This is a genomic window from Aeromonas rivuli (assembly GCF_000820045.1).
GTDB classification, from domain to species: domain Bacteria; phylum Pseudomonadota; class Gammaproteobacteria; order Enterobacterales; family Aeromonadaceae; genus Aeromonas; species Aeromonas rivuli.
In genome coordinates this window covers 1-17392 of the sequence record NZ_CDBJ01000102.1, presented here as the reverse complement: position 1 = coordinate 17392, position 17392 = coordinate 1, and the positions used below count along the sequence as shown (strand labels likewise).

The window sequence follows — 17392 nt, the reverse complement described above, 5'->3', positions numbered from 1 at the left end:
TGTTGTTGCAAAGCCCGCAGGACCTGGCGCAAGCGCGGGAGATGGTGCGCGAGGCGGTAGATATTTACAACCTGGAGCGGCCGCATCATGCCTTGAAATACAGAACCCCCGATGCGGTGCATCGGGGGTTCTGAGTCGCGTGAAGCTAGACGAAAATGTGTAAACCTATTTCAGGACTAGACATGCAGTACTGCAAATACCTTGCAATTTGTTCCAAGTCTGCTATTATATTCTGGTCAGCGATTATTGCTGACCCTGTCGGCCGAGGTGCGTGGCCTGAGGATATGAAATGAACGACCCCATCCAAATATTTGAACAGATAGGCACTTCCTCTCGCGGGAAATGCTCCCTCTATGTAGTCCGCGAAGCCGTACAGGAATCGCGCCAGTTGCGCCCAGTTGCGTTTGCAATGACCGGTCGGACAGGCATCAACCGCCTCGACTTTACCTGTACCAATGCAGATCGCCTCGGTGTGCATTGGCAAGGGTTCTGCGAAAACAACCGCGACCGTTGCGGTGAGGTTAAGTGGTGCACCAATGGGTTCATTATCGAGGTGTAAGCGTGTAATTTGTGGGGCGAGCCAATCGCCCCACATCAGGGCTGAGAAGGACTGTTGCAATGAAAAAAATGACACTGGGTGATTTTTACCAAGAACATTGGGGGAGTGATCCGGCTCGTTTCCTTGAATCCCAATGGGGGAAATTGGCGAACCTGGCTGCAGCGGCCAATCTGGTCTGGGACCAGTGCAACATCACTGTCTCTCCATTTCCCAGGGAGAGCTTACGCCATCGAGGGGAGGCACTGAGTTACGCCTCCAAAGAAGACAAAGGGCGGGTCATTGTTACCGTATACACCTCGGAAGTTATGAACAAACTGAACCGCGCAGCGTCCGAAAGGTTACTGGTTCCGGTCGTGAGCTTTAGGAACTATAGGAACAGCGTGAACTTTGAAGGCAAGTGGAACGGATATGATGCGCTGTGGGATGAATTCAATAACTGGCGGAATGGGCATCCGATATCGAAGCCCGGTCATAAAGACAAATCCCCCCATCATGTTGGGTTAAGCACACAGGATGCACATGCCCAAGAAGTGGCCCTCTCCTCCTGCAAGGAACAGTTTGATGCATGGCCCTTGATGATGCCGTCTGAAAAATTCCCATACTGGTCCCGTAAAGGCCTCGATGGCCTGCATCGTGTACTCCCAATGCGCTGTGGTCATGCCAGGGTGAGAAAGGGAGAGGAGGTCGAGTGCCTGGCTGGTTGGGGTGGGTCAAGGATGGATTTTGTTGCAATCGCGACCACGGACATCGAGAAGAGATTTAGGGGATACACTCGAATTCAGGCCGATGGCGGAAAATTCCTCCCCAAAGGGCTAAACCCAATGGGGTCATATGTATCAATAGGGAGCTCGAGCCGTCCAGCCCCGAAACTGCTATGTGAAGGGGTTGCTACTGGCGGCGCTCTGCACAAGGCTACCGGCTGGCGTGTTGAAGCTGCGCTGTTCGCCGATAACTTGCCCGCTGTGGCTGAATCCTTTGCTCAACATGCGCCAGATGAGCTGTGTATTGTAGTGGCCGACAACGACCGCTATGTCCCTGAGCATGGCAACAAAGGGGTGCATAAGGCGTGTGAAGCGGCAGCAATCCTCAAAACAAAGGTGCTTGTGCCTCAGTTTTCAATGACCGAAGGGGAGCCTACGGACGGCGATGATCTTTACCTCTTGGGGGGGATCGATGAAGTCAGGCGCCAGTTGAGCGAAGGAACTTATCTGGACACCGAATTCTGCCAGAGCGTAGCTGGTATTTTCTGCCTAATATAACTTGTTAGTTGTGAAAAATCTGCTATTATATGTGAGTCGGTAAGTGATACCGAACCCGTCGGCCGGGGTGCGTGGCCATAGGAGATTTTGTATATGGAACAGCAAGCTGCAATTACTCTTTTTCACCGTGACCCTGAACAACCGCGCAAGACTTTCGATATGGACTCACTGCGTGAGTTGTCTAAATCCATTCTGCGCCATGGTCTTATTCAGCCGATCGTTGTGCGCCCCCATCCGAAGCGCGAAGGTGAGTACCTGATTGTCGCTGGGGAGCGCCGCTGGCGAGCAGCGAAGTTAGCCAAACTGGATGTCCTCCCCTTCCGTATGGTGAAAGAAGGAGATGCGGTCGATATCAGAGCGATCCAAGCTGCAGAGAACCTGCAACGGCAAGACCTTACTCCATTCGAATATGCTCAGGCAGCGCAAAACTGGCTGTCTGAAGCTAATCCTGATGGCTCTAAGCGAGTGCAGAAGGATTTGGTGGCGGCCTTTGGTCGAAATTCTACCTACTGGTCAAGAATCCTGCGACTCAACTCTTGTGATCCGCGGATCACTGAATTGACCAAGAACGGGGCCGTTACCAACATCAATACACTCTCTGCTCTCGTTGCAATCAGCCAGTTGGATCCTGAACGCTTCGAGCGGGTGGCCAGTGAGATTGAAGCCGGGACCGCGCCGAATAATCTCGAGCGACACACAGCCCGTCAGTTGGCTATTGCCAAGTGGGAGTCCGAGAAAGGGAAAAAGCTGCCCCTGCCGAATGCCCATGGTGTTTACAGCGAGTACGATGGTGAACGCCTTGTCCATTCCGCTCCTCCCGCTGGTAACGGAGCATATGGATATGGGTTGGTCTGTGTGATGGAAATTGAATCAGGCTGGATTTGGAAATGTAATGGCGGAAACTCTAGTGGCCCGTTAACGGATCATGAGAGCTACCGCTGTGCTACACGTGAGGAAGCGATCAAGAAGGCGGCTGAGATTCTTTACAAGCGCGCTTTAGACGAAGCAGTAAATACAAGGTCTAAAGTTGAGCTGCGGTGTTACAAAAGCCTCATGATGTGGGCTGCCGATCTTGCCGAGATAGAGCCTGCTGATTTGAATACTGAACGGTCAAGGGTTGAAGCAGAAAGACTCGCTCAAGCGCAAGCCCGTCTCGAAGAATCCAGAAGTTTGAACCAATCAGCAGAAGTGCAAACTGGTACCGGAACTGGGGATGAATCTGAGGAAGCGGGGGAGCGTGAGAAAACCACACAAGAACCCGCCAGCACCAACGTTGTCACCATTCTTCAGGGGGCGGCATCTGATATCAGCACCAAGGATGCCAGCAGCAATGAAGACCAGCCGCTGCCAGCTCCTCTCGTCGCGGTGCCGGCTTCTATCGCGGTACAAGCTGTACCGGATGGTGTTGAACTGGTGATCGATGGCGTGAAAAAAGTTCTGACGGTAGATATGGCCGATTTCCTATCAGACCAGCTGATGTCAGCAGTAATGACCATACGAGCACAGAAAACCTGTAACTTGCCTGCAATTCGGCACTGATTGCAGTACTGCAAAAGCCTCCCGCAAGGGGGGCTTTTTTCGTTTCATTTCGCAGGCGATCCCCATGGGTACCCGTGCCCCTGCCGGGCGCTCAGAGCGTTCCTGATAGCGCTGCAGGTGGGGGCCGCGCCGCGAGCTCGACCAGACCGCCTCCGGCGGCTGCCACGCGCTCGCCGCTGGAGATCCCCATCCATAGGTACCCGTGCCCCTGTCGGGCGCCTAGGGCGCTCTAGGTAGAGCTGCAGGTGGGGCCGCGCCGCGAGCTCGGCCAGACCGCCTCCGGCGGCTGCCACGCGCTCGCCGCTGGAGATCCCCATCCATGGGTACCCGCGCCCCTGCCGGGCGCTCAGAGCGTTCCTGATAGCGCTGCAGGTAGGGGCCGCGCCGCGAGCTCGGCCAGACCGCCTCCGGCGGCTGCCACGCGCTCGCCGCTGGAGATCCCCATCCATGGGTACCCGCGCCCCTGTCGGGCGCTCAGAGCGTTCCTGGTAGCGCTGCAGGTGGGGCCGCGCCGCGAGCTCGGCCAGACCGCCTCCGGCGGCTGCCACGCGCTCGCCGCTGGAGATCCCCATCCATGGGTACCCGCGCCCCTGCCGGGCGCTCAGAGCGTTCCTGATAGCGCTGCAGGTAGGGGCCGCGCCGCGAGCTCGGCCAGACCGCCTCCGGCGGCTGCCACGCGCTCGCCGCTGGAGATCCCCATCCATGGGGACCCGCGCCCCTGTCGGGCGCTCAGAGCGTTCCTGGTAGCGCTGCAGGTGGGGGCCGCGCCGCGAGCTCGGCCAGACCGCCTCCGGCGGCTGCCACGCGCTCGCCGCTGGATGGGGACCCGCGCCCCTGTCGGGCGCTCAGAGCGTTCCTGGTAGCGCTGCAGGTGGGGCCGCGCCGCGAGCTCGGCCAGACCGCCTCCGGTGGCTGCCACGCGCTCGCCGCTGGAGATCCCCATCCATGGGTACCCGCGCCCCTGCCGGGCGCTCAGAGCGTTCCTGGTAGCGCTGCAGGTGGGGGCCGCGCCGCGAGCTCGGCCAGACCGCCTCCGGCGGCTGCCACGCGCTCGCCGCTGGATGGGTACCCGCGCCCCTGCCGGGCGCTCAGAGCGTTCCTGATAGCGCTGCAGGTAGGGGCCGCGCCGCGAGCTCGGCCAGACCGCCTCCGGCGGCTGCCACGCGCTCGCCGCTGGAGATCCCCATCCATGGGGACCCGCGCCCCTGTCGGGCGCTCAGAGCGTTCCTGGTAGCGCTGCAGGTGGGGGCCGCGCCGCGAGCTCGGCCAGACCGCCTCCGGCGGCTGCCACGCGCTCGCCTGCCGGTGATCTACCCCATGGGTACCGGCCCCCTGCTGGGCGCCTAGGGCGCTCCAGGTAGAGCTGCAGGCGGTGCCGTGCTGCGAGCACTGCCAGACCGCCTCCGGCGGCTGTCACGCACTCGCCAGCCGGTGATCTACCCCATGAGCAGCTGTGTTTCGTTCACCCTCGCTGGGGCCCTGCTGCCTGATGCCATTCTGCAAGGGCCGAAATGAGCGCGCCGGGCTACGCCCTTCAAGCAGCTTTCGCGGCATATCCTCGTCGCGAGCGACTCGGTATTCCACGGTCTGCTTGACACGCTTTCGGCCCTTGCCTCGTGGCATCAGGCAGCAGGGCAAGCTAACCATTCCGGTTACTCCCGCGGCCTCATTGGACGAGGTGAGCTATGTCAAGAATGGTCTTGGGTGATTGCATAGACGTAATGGGGAAGATACCAACTGGAGCAATCGACTTTATCCTCACGGATCCCCCGTATTTAGTTGGATTCAAAGACAGAGCCGGGCGGGAAATCGCCAACGATAAAAGCGATGAATGGCTAGTTCCTGCTAGCAAGGAGATGTATAGGGTTCTCAAACCAAATAGCCTGGCCGTCAGCTTTTATGGATGGAATCGTGTCGATAAGTTCGTGAACGCTTGGAAAACTGCCGGGTTCCGAATTGTGGGGCACCTGGTGTTCACAAAGCCCTACTCATCAAAGGCCACTTTTGTCGGCTATAGACATGAATGTGCATATTTGCTGGCCAAGGGCAAACCACCGTTGCCAGAAGCGCCAATCCCGGATGTGCTTGAATGGGAATATTCAGGGAATCGGCATCACCCTACAGAAAAGCCGGTTTCAACCTTGGCGCCGATAATAGAGGCATTCACGAGACCAGGGGATATTGTCTTAGACCCATTTGCAGGTTCAGGTTCTACATGCGTTGCCGCCGCAGAACTTGGCCGCCGATTTATAGGCGTAGAGTTACTACCTCAATATCATAAAGAGGCAATTGGCAGGCTTTTACCATTCGCAAAAAAGCAAGCTGCATAGGTAGAACATATGAAACATTCGGATTCAGAAAAAATTAGGCGTATCACGAATTTATTTGGACTGCTTATTAATTAAATGAAAGCTTTCAACAAGGCTGATTTATCAAGCTTGGATAATAAGGAGCGTGTTATTGGTAATTTGTTAAGGCAACAAGTTGTGATAATCGAACGCGACATTACATGTGCCTACGAGAGAATTAGCATTCTTAGTTCCTGTCTGGATGAAAAAAGTGGGGGAATAAGAGGGGGCCCCTTCGGCTCGCGCTAAAGCGCTCGTCCGTCCCACTCGTCTATGCGGTCGGCTTCGCCGGCCGCAGACTCGCCGAGCCCGTTCCGGTCTCGGGCTATCGCTAGGGCCGGATGCCTAAATGAATGCAGCCTTAATATCGTTGTCCGCAAGCGGACCCACCCTCTCCGAAGTGGCGGAACGTTCCCGGGCCGCAAAGACGGTTTAGCAGGAAAGGGGGGGGGCAAGCCCCAGATAAACACTCCAAAGAAGTTTCGGCCGACCTACCACTTTCCCGAATATCGGCAACGTTGTGCGGCCTTATACTCGCTTGCGCTGCGCGCGCTCGTTTGCATATGTGAAAAACTAAGCATCATAATTTAATTGCAGCACTGCAATTAATTGCCACATATAACCACCGTGGTATAATACATCAAGTTGATAAACCGGCGCCGGGGCGTGGCGATTAGGAGATAATATGAATACAGTGCTTTCCACCTCAACTATGCCATCAGTTAATCTGAATAATAACACTGGGCTTTTGATTGCTAGTTTCAATTCAAAAAGAACGTATGTAGAGTTTGACGGTGATTATGAAACAGCAGTTGAGTTTCACAATACAAGAATAGAAGACACTTCATTTGATATTGAAATGTCATTGTACGGAAAGCTGAAGGTTCGTGTATCAAAGCAGCAGATGGAAACTGAAGTGTTATACACGTACTTGGAAAATAACGGAGAGGTTGGCTGCATCGGAACGAAAAAACACGAAGCAACTTATCATGTCTCTGTAATCGGTAGTTATGGATGTGACTATTCTTATGATATGGATTTAGAATATGATATTGGTTGGTGTTCAGATAATTATTGCAAAAGTGATGATGTGAAATCTGCGTGGGAACATATAAATAATCTATCTGTAAATCATGGGGATGAAATTTCAATCCCCTTGCCAAGAAAGTTGATAGATGAAATATTTAAATTCGCATTCGAGCGCTGGATGTGGTTCAGGCTTGAAGAAGAGAAATGAATTGAAAGAAATGCGGTTTTTAACCCCATTTTATATGTAAATACAACCGTCGTTGTTATATAATATATCTCGTCGAGACGGATTATCTCGAACCCGATGGCCGGGGTGCGTGGCCCGAGGATGAAGCAATGAATCAAATTATTTTTAGTATCAAGCCCCTGAGATCTCCAGAATTTCCTGATGTGAATTTTCCAACCGCAATAGATACCGCTCTGCTCAACGTTGCAAGCGCGGAACTGCTGTTATTTGAACTCCGCGAATCGAAACAACTCACTCACCCAATACCCGCTCACCTGGTGAAAGCAAGCGATAGTGCATTGAATATGATCATCTTTGCTGGTGAGGTGCTCGGATTCTATTTGGCTGCCGGAAAGCCGATTGCAGCACTGCATTGTTCGGTGCGCATGTCTCAAGCCAAGATAAGTTGTTTCAACGAGGTGCTAAAGCGGATAAGGGGTTTGGAGCAGGGTTGGAATACAATGGCCGCATGGGAATATGGACTAAGAACCGGGGAGGGAAAATACAACCAGATGTGGGGCACCACAAGAACAGAAGGGGCTCCCTGGAAGTGGGAGTAAATTTAAAGGGGCGCTAAGCCCCTTTTTTATTGCACGCCCTTCGTATCGTAACCACATCGTCCGACACTATCAGTAACGCACCATCTACCTTATCAGTCCGCCTCACCTCACCGAGATTAACAATTCTATAACCGCCTCCCTGTGTACCCGTTAGGTAGTTACCTAACTCCCGAATAAGCGAATCCGCAGCCTGAAACTGTTGGTGTTGCATAGGACTATCCCGAATTTTTATAAGTAGCCTCGATTGGGCTGTTATATTTTGCACGTAATACCATTTGATGCAAATAGTTTTTACACTCATTCGCCGCGTGGCTTTATTAAAACATTTTAACGCCGTTACACCCTTAAAAGCACTTAGAGGTACACCGTTCGACCCTGGAAGGAAGCCTCGCGGCAGGGGAGGAAAAAGGGCACACCCTACGCACCGGCTGGTGCAAGGGGTTCTTTCGGCTGAATCCCCTGCTACGTCTGGCCTAGAGGGCGGGTTACGCGAAAGTTACACTATAGCCCATGAGAACCCATGTATGGGTTGCGTTAAATGCATTATTGAGGTTACGATAGTGTCTTGGTGTGCTGATAATGCTATTATCGCGTAACGTGAGGAACGTTACGCGAGGTGATAAGTGAGGCAGAAAGACATCCAGGTTAGGCATCGTAGGTTCCTGGAAACCGAGGCGATGACAGTGAAGTTTAGGGGCTTGGCTCCTGAGATGATCCAGCACATGTCCAGAACGGACAGTGAGACCTTGAGTGACTGGATAAAGGACGCTGTTAGGTTCAGATTGCGGTATGACTTGAAAGGGGATTTGTCACTATCAGAGTTCATATCGCTCCAGCCTTCAATCCCATTTAAAGCAATTGAAGCCAATGCAGATGAGGTTGTTATTAGAGCCCTTGAGGATTTAAACGCTATGGCCGGTCGGGCGGATAGCGATATGGCACTTGTTATAAGGATGTTGTTCCAGATTACTCATTTCATGAGGGCTGGACTTGGCGATTTGATTTTTTCTAATCCAAATCTCAATACAAATGGAATCGACGGGCAAAGGGTTTTTGAGGAAGGAAAAAAGGTATCGCATGAATTCCTAAAGAGAGCAAGGGGGGAGAATGTCGGGTAATAATACCAGGTCGGAAGAGCTAGTTCGTGGTGGGCAGATTGTCCAGCATAAGTTCACGATGCTGGCTCAAGTTATAAAAACAGCAGCATTCTTTGGTGTGATAGTGTTTATAGCAACCGTCTATGCACGATACATGCTGGGAACTGACGACTATCAACGATACTTGTTTGGGACAGCGTTAAAGACTACGGTGTATTTTCATCCCAACCCTAAAGATACCATGGAGTTCATTACACCAAATGGAGACAAGAGAATAGTTAGAGTTGTTGATGTTATAAACAACAAAAGAGTGTCTGATAATTTTGATTACGTTATGGCGCTCATCGAAAGTGGAATGCTCATTGGGGCAGGTCTATTTGTTTTATTAGTGCTGCTACTCATATTTTATTTCATAAGATATGGTAGGGAAACAATGAGGCGTGAGGTGATTAATGGCATTCCCTTGGAGCCAGATTCTCGGAAAGTAATAAATCTTATTGAGGTGATGAATGCTAGGGTTGGGTATGTATCAAGATACCATATTGGTGGTATACCTTTCCTTCACAACACTGAAACTTTCAGCATTCAAATTACGGGTGCGCAAGGGCAAGGTAAGTCGCAAACTATTTGTGCCTTGCTTGATGAAATAAGGGCCAATGGGGACAGAGCTATCATTTACGATAAGCAGCGTTCCTTTATAAAGTATTACTATGACGAAAAGATAGATAGGATTGTCACTCCTTTTGATGAGCGGTCGGTTGGGTGGAATATACATGCTGATGCACATGCAATTCATGAATATGAGTCAATTGCACAAGCAATGATACCCATGCAGGAAGATTCCAACAAAGATCCATATTGGGTCTTGGGGGCAAGGACAATATTGGCGGTAACTGCGGCAAAGTTTAGACATGAAAACAGGTTGAAGACAAAAGATCTGCTACAGACTCTTTATAGCCTTTCGTTGGCCGATATTGCCAAGCTCCTCAAAGGTACACCTGCTGGTGCTTTAATTGACGAAAAGAACCCTAAAACATCTGAGTCAATTCGCTCCGTGCTTACTGCCTATATTAAGTCAATGAACTATGTCTTTGATGATGTGCCATATGAAGATCTTTTTAGTTTTAAAGAATGGGTGTCTGGTGGTTCTGGATGGTTATTTCTAACATCGAGGGGAGACATACATACAACGGTTAAGCCGCTTTTTACCGCAATGATTGAAGTGGTAATAAAAGCATGCATGATGCTTGATCAAGATAGAAATAGACGAATATTCATCATACTTGATGAAGTACAGTCTTTGAACTTCATACCGGCGTTTACCGATGGGCTTGCAGAATTAAGGCAGTTTGGCATTGTATTTGTAATTAGTTATCAGCTTCAGGCTCAATTAAGGACAATCTATCGGGAAACAGGAGCAACCACGATAAGTGGATTGCTAGGAACCAGGGTTGCATATCAAACACCTGATGAGCAAACAGCTTCTTGGTTAAGTAAGAACTTCAGTGAGACTGAAGTAAAAGAAATGGAGACAACTAAAAGCTTTGGGGGGTCATCATTAAGAGATGGCGTTACGGTAAGCCCGGACACCAAAAAAAGAGAGGTCGTTCCTCCTAGCATGATTATGAACCTTGAACCACACAATTGCTTCGTAAAAATGGCAGGGGGGTCAATTCCAGTTACACAACTTTATATTCCTTACAAACATCGAGATGAGATTGCAAGCCCATTTAAAGAAAGAGATTTGTCTCACCTTGCATTCGGACATCTGACGTTCATTGATGATCAAAGCCACCAAAGTACAGAAAACAATGAACATGCCAGACAGCCCAAGCCTGTTGACGTTGAGGGTATTGTTCCGCCTCGAGCCAAGCAATTACCTAAGAAGCCTCAAACTGTGAGGAGGGACAAAACAGAAGTTGCAGAACTGCAAATGCAGAAGCCATTGTTTGACCCCAAATTTATGAGTCCATTTACCGAAAAAGAAAGTGTAAGTGGGAGTAGTGATAATGAGGCTTTGACGCTAGTGCTTACCGGTTCAGAAGCTGCGGAGATAATTGCACATGCCGATGGTCAGTATCTTGAGGTCACAACACTTGAGCCTCTGCATGAAGCTGAAACAGGTAATGATGAAGTGAGAAGCCTGGATGACAAGCAGACAAGATCACTTTCAGAACCGGACTTGGAGATATAGCCAATGCTATCTTTATCAAACATGACATCTGCATCCGGTGCCGCTCAGTATGCGGCATTAGGTGATGATTACTACATGGATGCCCCAGATATAATGCCAGAAGAATTATTGCCTGATGTAAGCACAGGCAAAACCCCAATTCTTCAAGAAGATGAAGTGATAAGTGGTGGTACTGGTAGTAGTAAAGATGAAAACCCAGCTGGAACTAAAAATGAAGCTGCTGTAGATAAGCAAACGGGTTCAGAAAGGGCGGCTGGTGTGCATCCTGATGACAAGGAGAAACCGGTCCCTGAGAAGAGTGATGGAACCACCGGCCGACCAGGCCTCAATGAGGCAGAACATCCTGGAAAGCAAATATACAACTCGATGTGGGTAGGTGAGGCTGCTGCGAAAATGGGGCTCAGTGGCCGCGTCAAAGTCGAGGACTATAAGCGACTTCTGGACGGAGTTACTCCAACGGGTGAGCAGTTAGGCAGGATCAGGAACGGGGAGGTAGAGCGGCGCCCAGGCATCGATTACACATTCACCCCACCAAAGTCAGTGTCGATTATGGCGCTTGTGGCTGGTGACGAGCGAATAGTGAAAGCCCATATGGAAGCTGTGATGGAGGTTATGGCCAAGGTTGAGAAAGATGCTACGACCAGGGTTTATGATTCGGGCATGAGAGTGCCCGTGAAAACGAGCAACATAGCCGCAGCTCTCATGACACACACAACATCGAGAGCAGGTGATCCAAACCTCCACACTCACAGCAACATCATCAATATGACACAGCGGCCTGACGGACATTGGGGGAGCTTAGACTTCACCAATCTCTGGGATGACAGTAAAGGGCGTTATGGCGAAGTCTACAGCATCATGCTTGCTCGAAAGCTGACAGAACTCGGGTATGTAGTAAAGGCAATCGGTAAGAATGCTGAGTTCGAGATCGCGGGGGTTTCTGATCGTCTGATAAACGCATTTTCAAAGCGCAGAGATCAAATCAAAGAGGCCATGGCTGAGCGTGGGATGGAAGGACCAAGGGATGCCGAGATAGCGAATCGGATGACCAGAGAAGCAAAATCAAAGCTCCCCTATCAAGAACTACAGCAAAAGTGGTACCAAGAAACCGGCCACGAACTGGGCTCTCTTCAAGCATTGAAGGAACAGTCACGCGTGCGTCAACGTTCAGGCATCGAGGTTGATCCTGTAATAGAAGCGCAAAAGGCCCTCAAGTTGTCTATCGAGCATCTATCACAGCGTGAGGCTACCTTCGAGATCAAAGACATCATCTCGTCTGCAAGGTCGATCGGCATAGGCATGCTGACGGAACGTGCTCTTCAAGAGGAATACAGCAAGTTAATCCAATCTGGAGATCTAATCCCAGGCCAAAGAGACGTTAGTCGAGTAACTACAAGAGAAATGCTCGCTCTGGAGCAAGACAATATGCTCAGAGTTGAAATGGCGAAGAACTCCGTGCACCCAATAGGAGGAGGGGAGCAGCTCGAAGGTGTCCAGGCACGCTATCGCCTGCTAGACGATCATGTTGCTGCTTTAAGCACCATTCTAAACGCTGAAGATTCTCTTGTTGTCTTGCAGGGGAACCCTGGGGTAGGGAAAACAGTGATGATGGCTGCCGGGAAGGAGATAATCGAGTCTAGGGGATTCAGGGTCAATGGTGTATCTGCTTCGGCTACCGCTGCGAAGCAGCTACAAGCCGACTCCGGTATAGAGTCAACGACTCTGCAAGCTTACCTACTGGAAAACCGCCACTTTTTGGAGCGAAATGCAGATAGAGACTTGGCTATCAGTGAGCTAAAACGCTCCCCAGATTTCAGGCCTAGTGTTTTGATCGTCGACGAAGGGAGCTTTGTGGACACACTACGGTTTAATGAGCTTTTGCAAATCGCGGAAGCAACCGAAACAAGATTAGTGCTATCAGGAGACAGAAAACAGTTAGAATCTGTTGATGCGGGAAAGCCATTCGCACAAGCACAAGACCATAGGGCAGAGAAAGCTGAATTAACCAAAATTCTTCGACAAAAGAACGAAAACATTAAACAAGCTGTTTATGATTTATTAGATCGGCGAGTGAGGCCAGCATTTGAAAAATCAGATGTTAGAGAAGTTCCAAGGGTCGGTCGTGATCCCGCAACACAAGAGGAAATGGTATCACACGCGGTAGACTTGTACTTTGAAGGAGATAAGCTTCAACGTGATAATACCTACCTGATTGTGACCACTAACAAAGAGGCTCAACAGGCAAATGCAGAGGTTCATGCACGAAGAATAGAGCTTGGAGAAGTGTCTGAAGACACCGTAAAAATGTCAGTATTTAAAGGGAAAGGTTTAACAAACGCAGAGATGAGACTCTCTCAAAAGTACAACCAGAACGATGTTATTAGATTTAACTTTAACGATAAAACAAATGATATAAAAGTGGGCAGCTACTATGTCGTGAGCAGAAACGACATATATGTTGAGGGTGAGAGAAAACTTTTGCTGACATCTCAAGATGGTAAAGGCCAGTTAATCATATCACCTGATAAATTCCCTGACCTAGGCGGTGGGATGGTTGAGATTTTTGAATCTCGCATGATCGAGGTGGGACAGGGGGATGTACTTCGCTGGAGGAGGAATGACCTGTCGCGCGGCATGGTGAACTCTGAGAAGATCGTGGTTCAGGGGGTTGAGGAGGGGGGGCTTAAGTTCCTAGATGAGGCCGGGGTGGAACGAAGCATAACGCTGACGGACTATAGGAACAGGCATCTTGATTACGCCTATGCGGCCACGACCCATTCTGTTCAGGGGGGTAAGGCAGATAAGGTGATATCGTGCATGCATTCAAACAACCGGTTACTGTCTATTAGTTTAGCCATGGTGCAGACATCTCGAGCTGTAAATGAACATATATTGGTTGTTAATGATAAAGACAAGGTTGTTAATCGTATTGAAAATACAAAGTATGAATCTGAAGCCGCTCTTGAAATGTTCGGGAATAATAATCGCCCGCTAAATATGACAACGTTGTCCGACCTAAGGGAACTGGTGGCAATGCATGGCGTAGATTTGAAAACCGTATATGTCTCGTTAGTGGCCGAACTCAACGGCGATAGAGCTATGGCTCAGAGGTATATTAGGGCAGTTGGCGAAAACCCGGATATAATCGAAGCGGCAATAGTATCTGCAAAAAATTCCGAGGCTAATCACAATAAAACAGACCTGGAGTTAAAAGGACAAGATCAGCATCTTAAGGACGTAACCGCTATGCTTTCAAAAGGGGATATGTCGCTTGTGGAGGCACATGAAAGGCTTATGGAAGTTGGGTTATCAAAAGAAACAGTTAATAAGAGTCTATCGCATTATTTTGCTGAGGAATTAATGAGTATGCCTGTTTCACCAGGGAATGATAAACCTATAGAGACTCAGAAGACTTATAGCTCACCAAAGCATGAAATAGACCTTGATATTTAACATTGGGCCGAAAGGCCCTTTTTCATTTTTAAATACACATTCTGGTTCCTGAAGTGGGTGATCGAGGGGAGGGGGCATTGCAGTGCTGCAACCGCTTGCGGTGCAGTGTCGGCCGGCGACGTTGCCGAGCTGGGGTCACCGGTGGGGCGCTGCTGGGCCACGGCCATGTCCCCGGGCGGGACGGCAGACAGGGGTCATCACCTGCTGGGCTACCCGGTCCGGCGGCCTGGCTCCCAGGGGCGGGTGATCGCAGGCAGGAGCGAGCTGCAGTGCTGCAACTGCTCGGGGCACCCCGCTGGTCAGCCCACCCCTACCTCTCCGCGGTGGTGCGAGATCTGATCCGGCAGGCGTGCTGCTGGGCCATGGCCATGGCCATGTCCCCGGGCGGGACGGCAGACAGGGGTCATCACCTGCTGGGCTACCCGGTCCGGCGGCCTGGCTCCCAGGGGCGGGTGATCGCGGACAGGAACGCGCAGCAGTGCTGCAACCGCTTGCGGTGCAGTGTCGGCTGGCGACGTTGCCGAGCAGGGGTCACCGGTGGGGCGCGGCTGGGCCATGGCCAAGTCCCCGGGCAGGACGGCAGGCAGGGGCCATCACCTGGTGGGCGGCCCGGTCCGGCGGCCTGGCTCCCAGGGGCGGGTGATCGCAGGCAGGAGCGCGCTGCAGTGCTGCAACCGCTCGAGGCACCCCGCTGGCCGGCAGCCCCAGCCTCTCCCAGGTGGTGCGAGATCAGATCCGGTGGGCGTGCTGCTGGACCATGGCCAAGTCCCCGGGCGTGGCGGTGCGCCGGGATCGACAGGAACGCGCAGCAGTGCTGCAACCGCTCGCGGTGCAGTGTCGGCCGGCGACGTTGCCGAGCAGGGGTCACCGGTGGGGCGCTGCTGGGCCATGGCCAAGTCCCCGGGCTGGACGGCAGGCAGGGGTCATCACCTGGTGGGCGGCCCGGTCCGGCGGCCTGGCTCCCAGGGGCGGGTGATCGCGGGTAGGAGCGAGCTGCAGTGCTGCAACCGCTCGCGGTGCAGTGTCGGCCGGCGACGTTGCCGAGCTCGGGTCACCGGTGGGGCGCTGCTGGGTGATGGCCAAGTCCCCGGGCGTGGCGGTGCGCCGAGATCATCACCTGGTGGGCGACCCGATCCGGCGGCCTGGCCCCCAGGGGCGGGTGAACGCAGGCAGGAGCGAGCTGCAGTGCTGTAACCGCTCGCGGTGCTGTATCGGCTGGTGACGTTGCCGAGCTCGGGTCACCGGTGGGGTGCTGCTGGGCGATGGCCAAGTCCCCGGGCGCGGCGGTGCGCCGAGATCATCACCTGGTGGGCGACCCGATCCGGCGGCCTGGCCCCCAGGGGGCGGGTGATCGCAGGCAGGAGTGAGCTGCAGTGCTGCAACCGCTCGCGGCGCTCTGTCGGCCGGCGACGTTGCCGAGCTGGGGTCACTGGTGGGGCGCTGCTGGGCCATGGCCAAGTCCCCGGGCGCGGCGGCACGCCGGGGCTAACACCTGGTGGGCGGCCCGGTCCGGCGGCCTGGCCCACCGGGGGCGGGTGATCGAGGGGAGGAGCAAGCTGCAGTGCTGCAACAGTTCGAGACACCCTGTTGGCCGGCGACGTTGCCGAGCAGGAATCACCGGTGGGAACACTGCTGGGCCGAGTACCCGGGTGGGACGGCAGGCAGGAACCATCACTTGGTGGGGGGGCCGGTTCGGAAAGCTGTGGCCCTGCTCGACAACGGGGCTCTAGGGGGCAAGGGGCGATTCTCTTTGCAGTCCTGCAATAATTAGGAAAATACTATTTTCGAGCTACGTTTAACACTGTATAAAATTACTATTTTGTCAAATTTAAATCTGCTATTATATTAAAGGTTAGATATTAATGGGAGGCCATATGTTGAGTAAGATAGAGATTGACCAGCAAATTGGTTATGGAAGCGACAGGGCTTTCCGCTATTACCTTCTATCATTTTCAGTTATGGCACTCGGATTTATATCAGTGTTTTTTGTGGGCGTGGGAATAATCATCCTACTCCTGTCAATAGCCAATGTGCACCATGAAGTAAATGATGCTTACGCTAAAAATAACGTGTTAATTAAACTGTCTGAGAAAGAGATAACTTCTGTTTCTAAAAATTTTGAAATCGCATTTTTAGAGACGGTGAATGACGTTCAAGACGATGATGTTGATGAACACAACACTGGGCCATCTTCTCTTTCTAGTAGAGCGGGGTGTGCAGGTGACCGTGTTTATGATTATTTTCATGAACAAACGCAGAGAAATCTTCATAGGTAAAGAACAAAAAACCCGGCCTTGGCCGGGTTTTCTTTATCTCTTAGGTAGTGGTGAGCCTTCTTTAACTATTGAGTCATGCGATATCTCTACTGCTGGTCTCGCATCGGATGTATGTTTAGAGTTATCCCCAAAAATATCAAACCCACTGTTTTCTGGACTGCTATTACGTTGTTGAGCTGCAACAGCTTGTTCGACCATGCCTCTAACATCTTGCTGCTGAGTAGGGAAGGCCGTGCTACCCATCTGGACCGGTTGATTAAACTGATCCGCGACAGAGACGGGGCTTACTGTTGGATGTACTTGTACCTGGTGCGCAGCAGCATGAGCAGTGCGTTCGGTCGCAGCTTGCTGAATGACCTCCTCTCGAGGAAGCGCAGGTGTCCCCGGCTCCTGCTTAGGGCGTGAGCCAAGCAGGTAGTCATACTCCCGCTGAGGTTTAGGTTTGGTAGGGACAAGAACTTTCTCTTCTGCATTGTGGTCAAGGTCAGATTTAAGCAAGTTAAATTTATCTGGATCTCTGGCTTCTTTCAATTTCTGTTCAATATCACTTTCTGTAGCCTTATCAGGAGACATTTTAAATATTGAACTGGTCTCATTTCTATCCCCTTCGCTTTTGTTCCTATCTCCCATCATGGGGGAATCGCTAAAGCTGCTCAGCTTATTTTCCCAATCTGTTTGCATTGCATTTCCTTTATCAAGAAATGCACGCTCACCATCAGTCTGTCCAGGCTGCCTAATTGCTGCCTGGGGCACGGCGAGTTGTTCGGTGCGGAGCTGCGGTGTGTCAATGGCCACCGGCTGCGGCTGACCGTTGGCGGGTACCGCAGGGGCGTGCTCGGCGGCCAGGGGCGC

At 52.0% G+C, this 17392-nt stretch carries 12 protein-coding genes; 11 read left to right on the top strand and 1 reads right to left on the bottom strand.

Features of this window, described 5'->3' with window-relative positions; all coding sequences use genetic code 11:
* The 11 genes from BN1130_RS21985 to BN1130_RS21220 all read left to right on the top strand — a co-directional run.
* On the top strand, positions 1 to 134 hold a 134-nt coding region (locus BN1130_RS21985), incomplete at its 5' end, for an integrase core domain-containing protein (RefSeq protein WP_157014149.1).
* A gap of 155 nt (positions 135 to 289) precedes the next feature.
* Positions 290 to 559: a hypothetical protein gene (locus BN1130_RS22505; protein WP_137736231.1), complete on the top strand. Its 270-nt coding sequence runs from the start codon at positions 290 to 292 to the stop codon at positions 557 to 559.
* A gap of 59 nt (positions 560 to 618) precedes the next feature.
* On the top strand, positions 619 to 1818 hold the full coding sequence (locus BN1130_RS21260) for a primase/helicase family protein (protein ID WP_042044455.1): 1200 nt from the start codon (positions 619 to 621) through the stop codon (positions 1816 to 1818).
* Positions 1819 to 1911: 93 nt separating this feature from the next.
* The gene (locus tag BN1130_RS21405) at positions 1912 to 3357 is read left to right on the top strand and encodes a ParB/RepB/Spo0J family partition protein (RefSeq protein WP_052448283.1); all 1446 of its coding nucleotides are present in this window, start codon (positions 1912 to 1914) and stop codon (positions 3355 to 3357) included.
* Positions 3358 to 5042: 1685 nt separating this feature from the next.
* Complete coding sequence (locus tag BN1130_RS21980) at positions 5043 to 5687, top strand: DNA methyltransferase (RefSeq protein ID WP_042044453.1); 645 nt, start codon at positions 5043 to 5045, stop codon at positions 5685 to 5687.
* A 703-nt stretch (positions 5688 to 6390) separates the two neighbouring features.
* Entirely contained in the window at positions 6391 to 6942 is a 552-nt protein-coding gene (locus BN1130_RS22500) for a hypothetical protein (protein WP_157014148.1), read from the top strand.
* A 128-nt stretch (positions 6943 to 7070) separates the two neighbouring features.
* The gene (locus BN1130_RS21240) at positions 7071 to 7520 is read left to right on the top strand and encodes a hypothetical protein (protein WP_042044452.1); all 450 of its coding nucleotides are present in this window, start codon (positions 7071 to 7073) and stop codon (positions 7518 to 7520) included.
* Positions 7521 to 8143: 623 nt separating this feature from the next.
* A complete protein-coding gene (locus BN1130_RS21235) occupies positions 8144 to 8638 on the top strand; it encodes a hypothetical protein (RefSeq protein ID WP_042044451.1) in 495 nt (164 codons plus the stop codon).
* On the top strand, positions 8628 to 10811 hold the full coding sequence (locus BN1130_RS21230; protein ID WP_042044450.1) for a type IV secretion system DNA-binding domain-containing protein: 2184 nt from the start codon (positions 8628 to 8630) through the stop codon (positions 10809 to 10811). The genes BN1130_RS21235 and BN1130_RS21230 overlap by 11 nt, the downstream gene beginning before the upstream one ends.
* 75 nt (positions 10812 to 10886) lie before the next feature.
* The gene (gene mobF, locus BN1130_RS21225; protein ID WP_198135325.1) at positions 10887 to 14264 is read left to right on the top strand and encodes a MobF family relaxase; all 3378 of its coding nucleotides are present in this window, start codon (positions 10887 to 10889) and stop codon (positions 14262 to 14264) included.
* A 1874-nt stretch (positions 14265 to 16138) separates the two neighbouring features.
* Positions 16139 to 16540, top strand: a complete 402-nt coding sequence (locus BN1130_RS21220) for a hypothetical protein (protein ID WP_128816563.1) — start codon at positions 16139 to 16141, stop codon at positions 16538 to 16540.
* A gap of 33 nt (positions 16541 to 16573) precedes the next feature.
* Here BN1130_RS21220 and BN1130_RS22775 read toward each other — a convergent pair.
* A partial coding sequence (locus BN1130_RS22775) for a hypothetical protein (protein ID WP_042044447.1) occupies positions 16574 to 17392 on the bottom strand: 819 nt, incomplete at its 5' end.

Excerpts from the sequence above, each read along its gene's own strand:
- BN1130_RS22505 (WP_137736231.1), top strand. The coding sequence starts at position 290 with ATGAACGACCCCATCCAAATATTTGAACAGATAGGCACTTCCTCTCGC.
- BN1130_RS21260 (WP_042044455.1), top strand. The coding sequence starts at position 619 with ATGAAAAAAATGACACTGGGTGATTTTTACCAAGAACATTGGGGGAGT.
- BN1130_RS21405 (WP_052448283.1), top strand. The coding sequence starts at position 1,912 with ATGGAACAGCAAGCTGCAATTACTCTTTTTCACCGTGACCCTGAACAA.
- BN1130_RS21980 (WP_042044453.1), top strand. The coding sequence starts at position 5,043 with ATGTCAAGAATGGTCTTGGGTGATTGCATAGACGTAATGGGGAAGATA.
- BN1130_RS22500 (WP_157014148.1), top strand. The coding sequence starts at position 6,391 with ATGAATACAGTGCTTTCCACCTCAACTATGCCATCAGTTAATCTGAAT.
- BN1130_RS21240 (WP_042044452.1), top strand. The coding sequence starts at position 7,071 with ATGAATCAAATTATTTTTAGTATCAAGCCCCTGAGATCTCCAGAATTT.
- BN1130_RS21230 (WP_042044450.1), top strand. The coding sequence starts at position 8,628 with ATGTCGGGTAATAATACCAGGTCGGAAGAGCTAGTTCGTGGTGGGCAG.
- mobF (WP_198135325.1), top strand. The coding sequence starts at position 10,887 with ATGGATGCCCCAGATATAATGCCAGAAGAATTATTGCCTGATGTAAGC.
- BN1130_RS21220 (WP_128816563.1), top strand. The coding sequence starts at position 16,139 with ATGTTGAGTAAGATAGAGATTGACCAGCAAATTGGTTATGGAAGCGAC.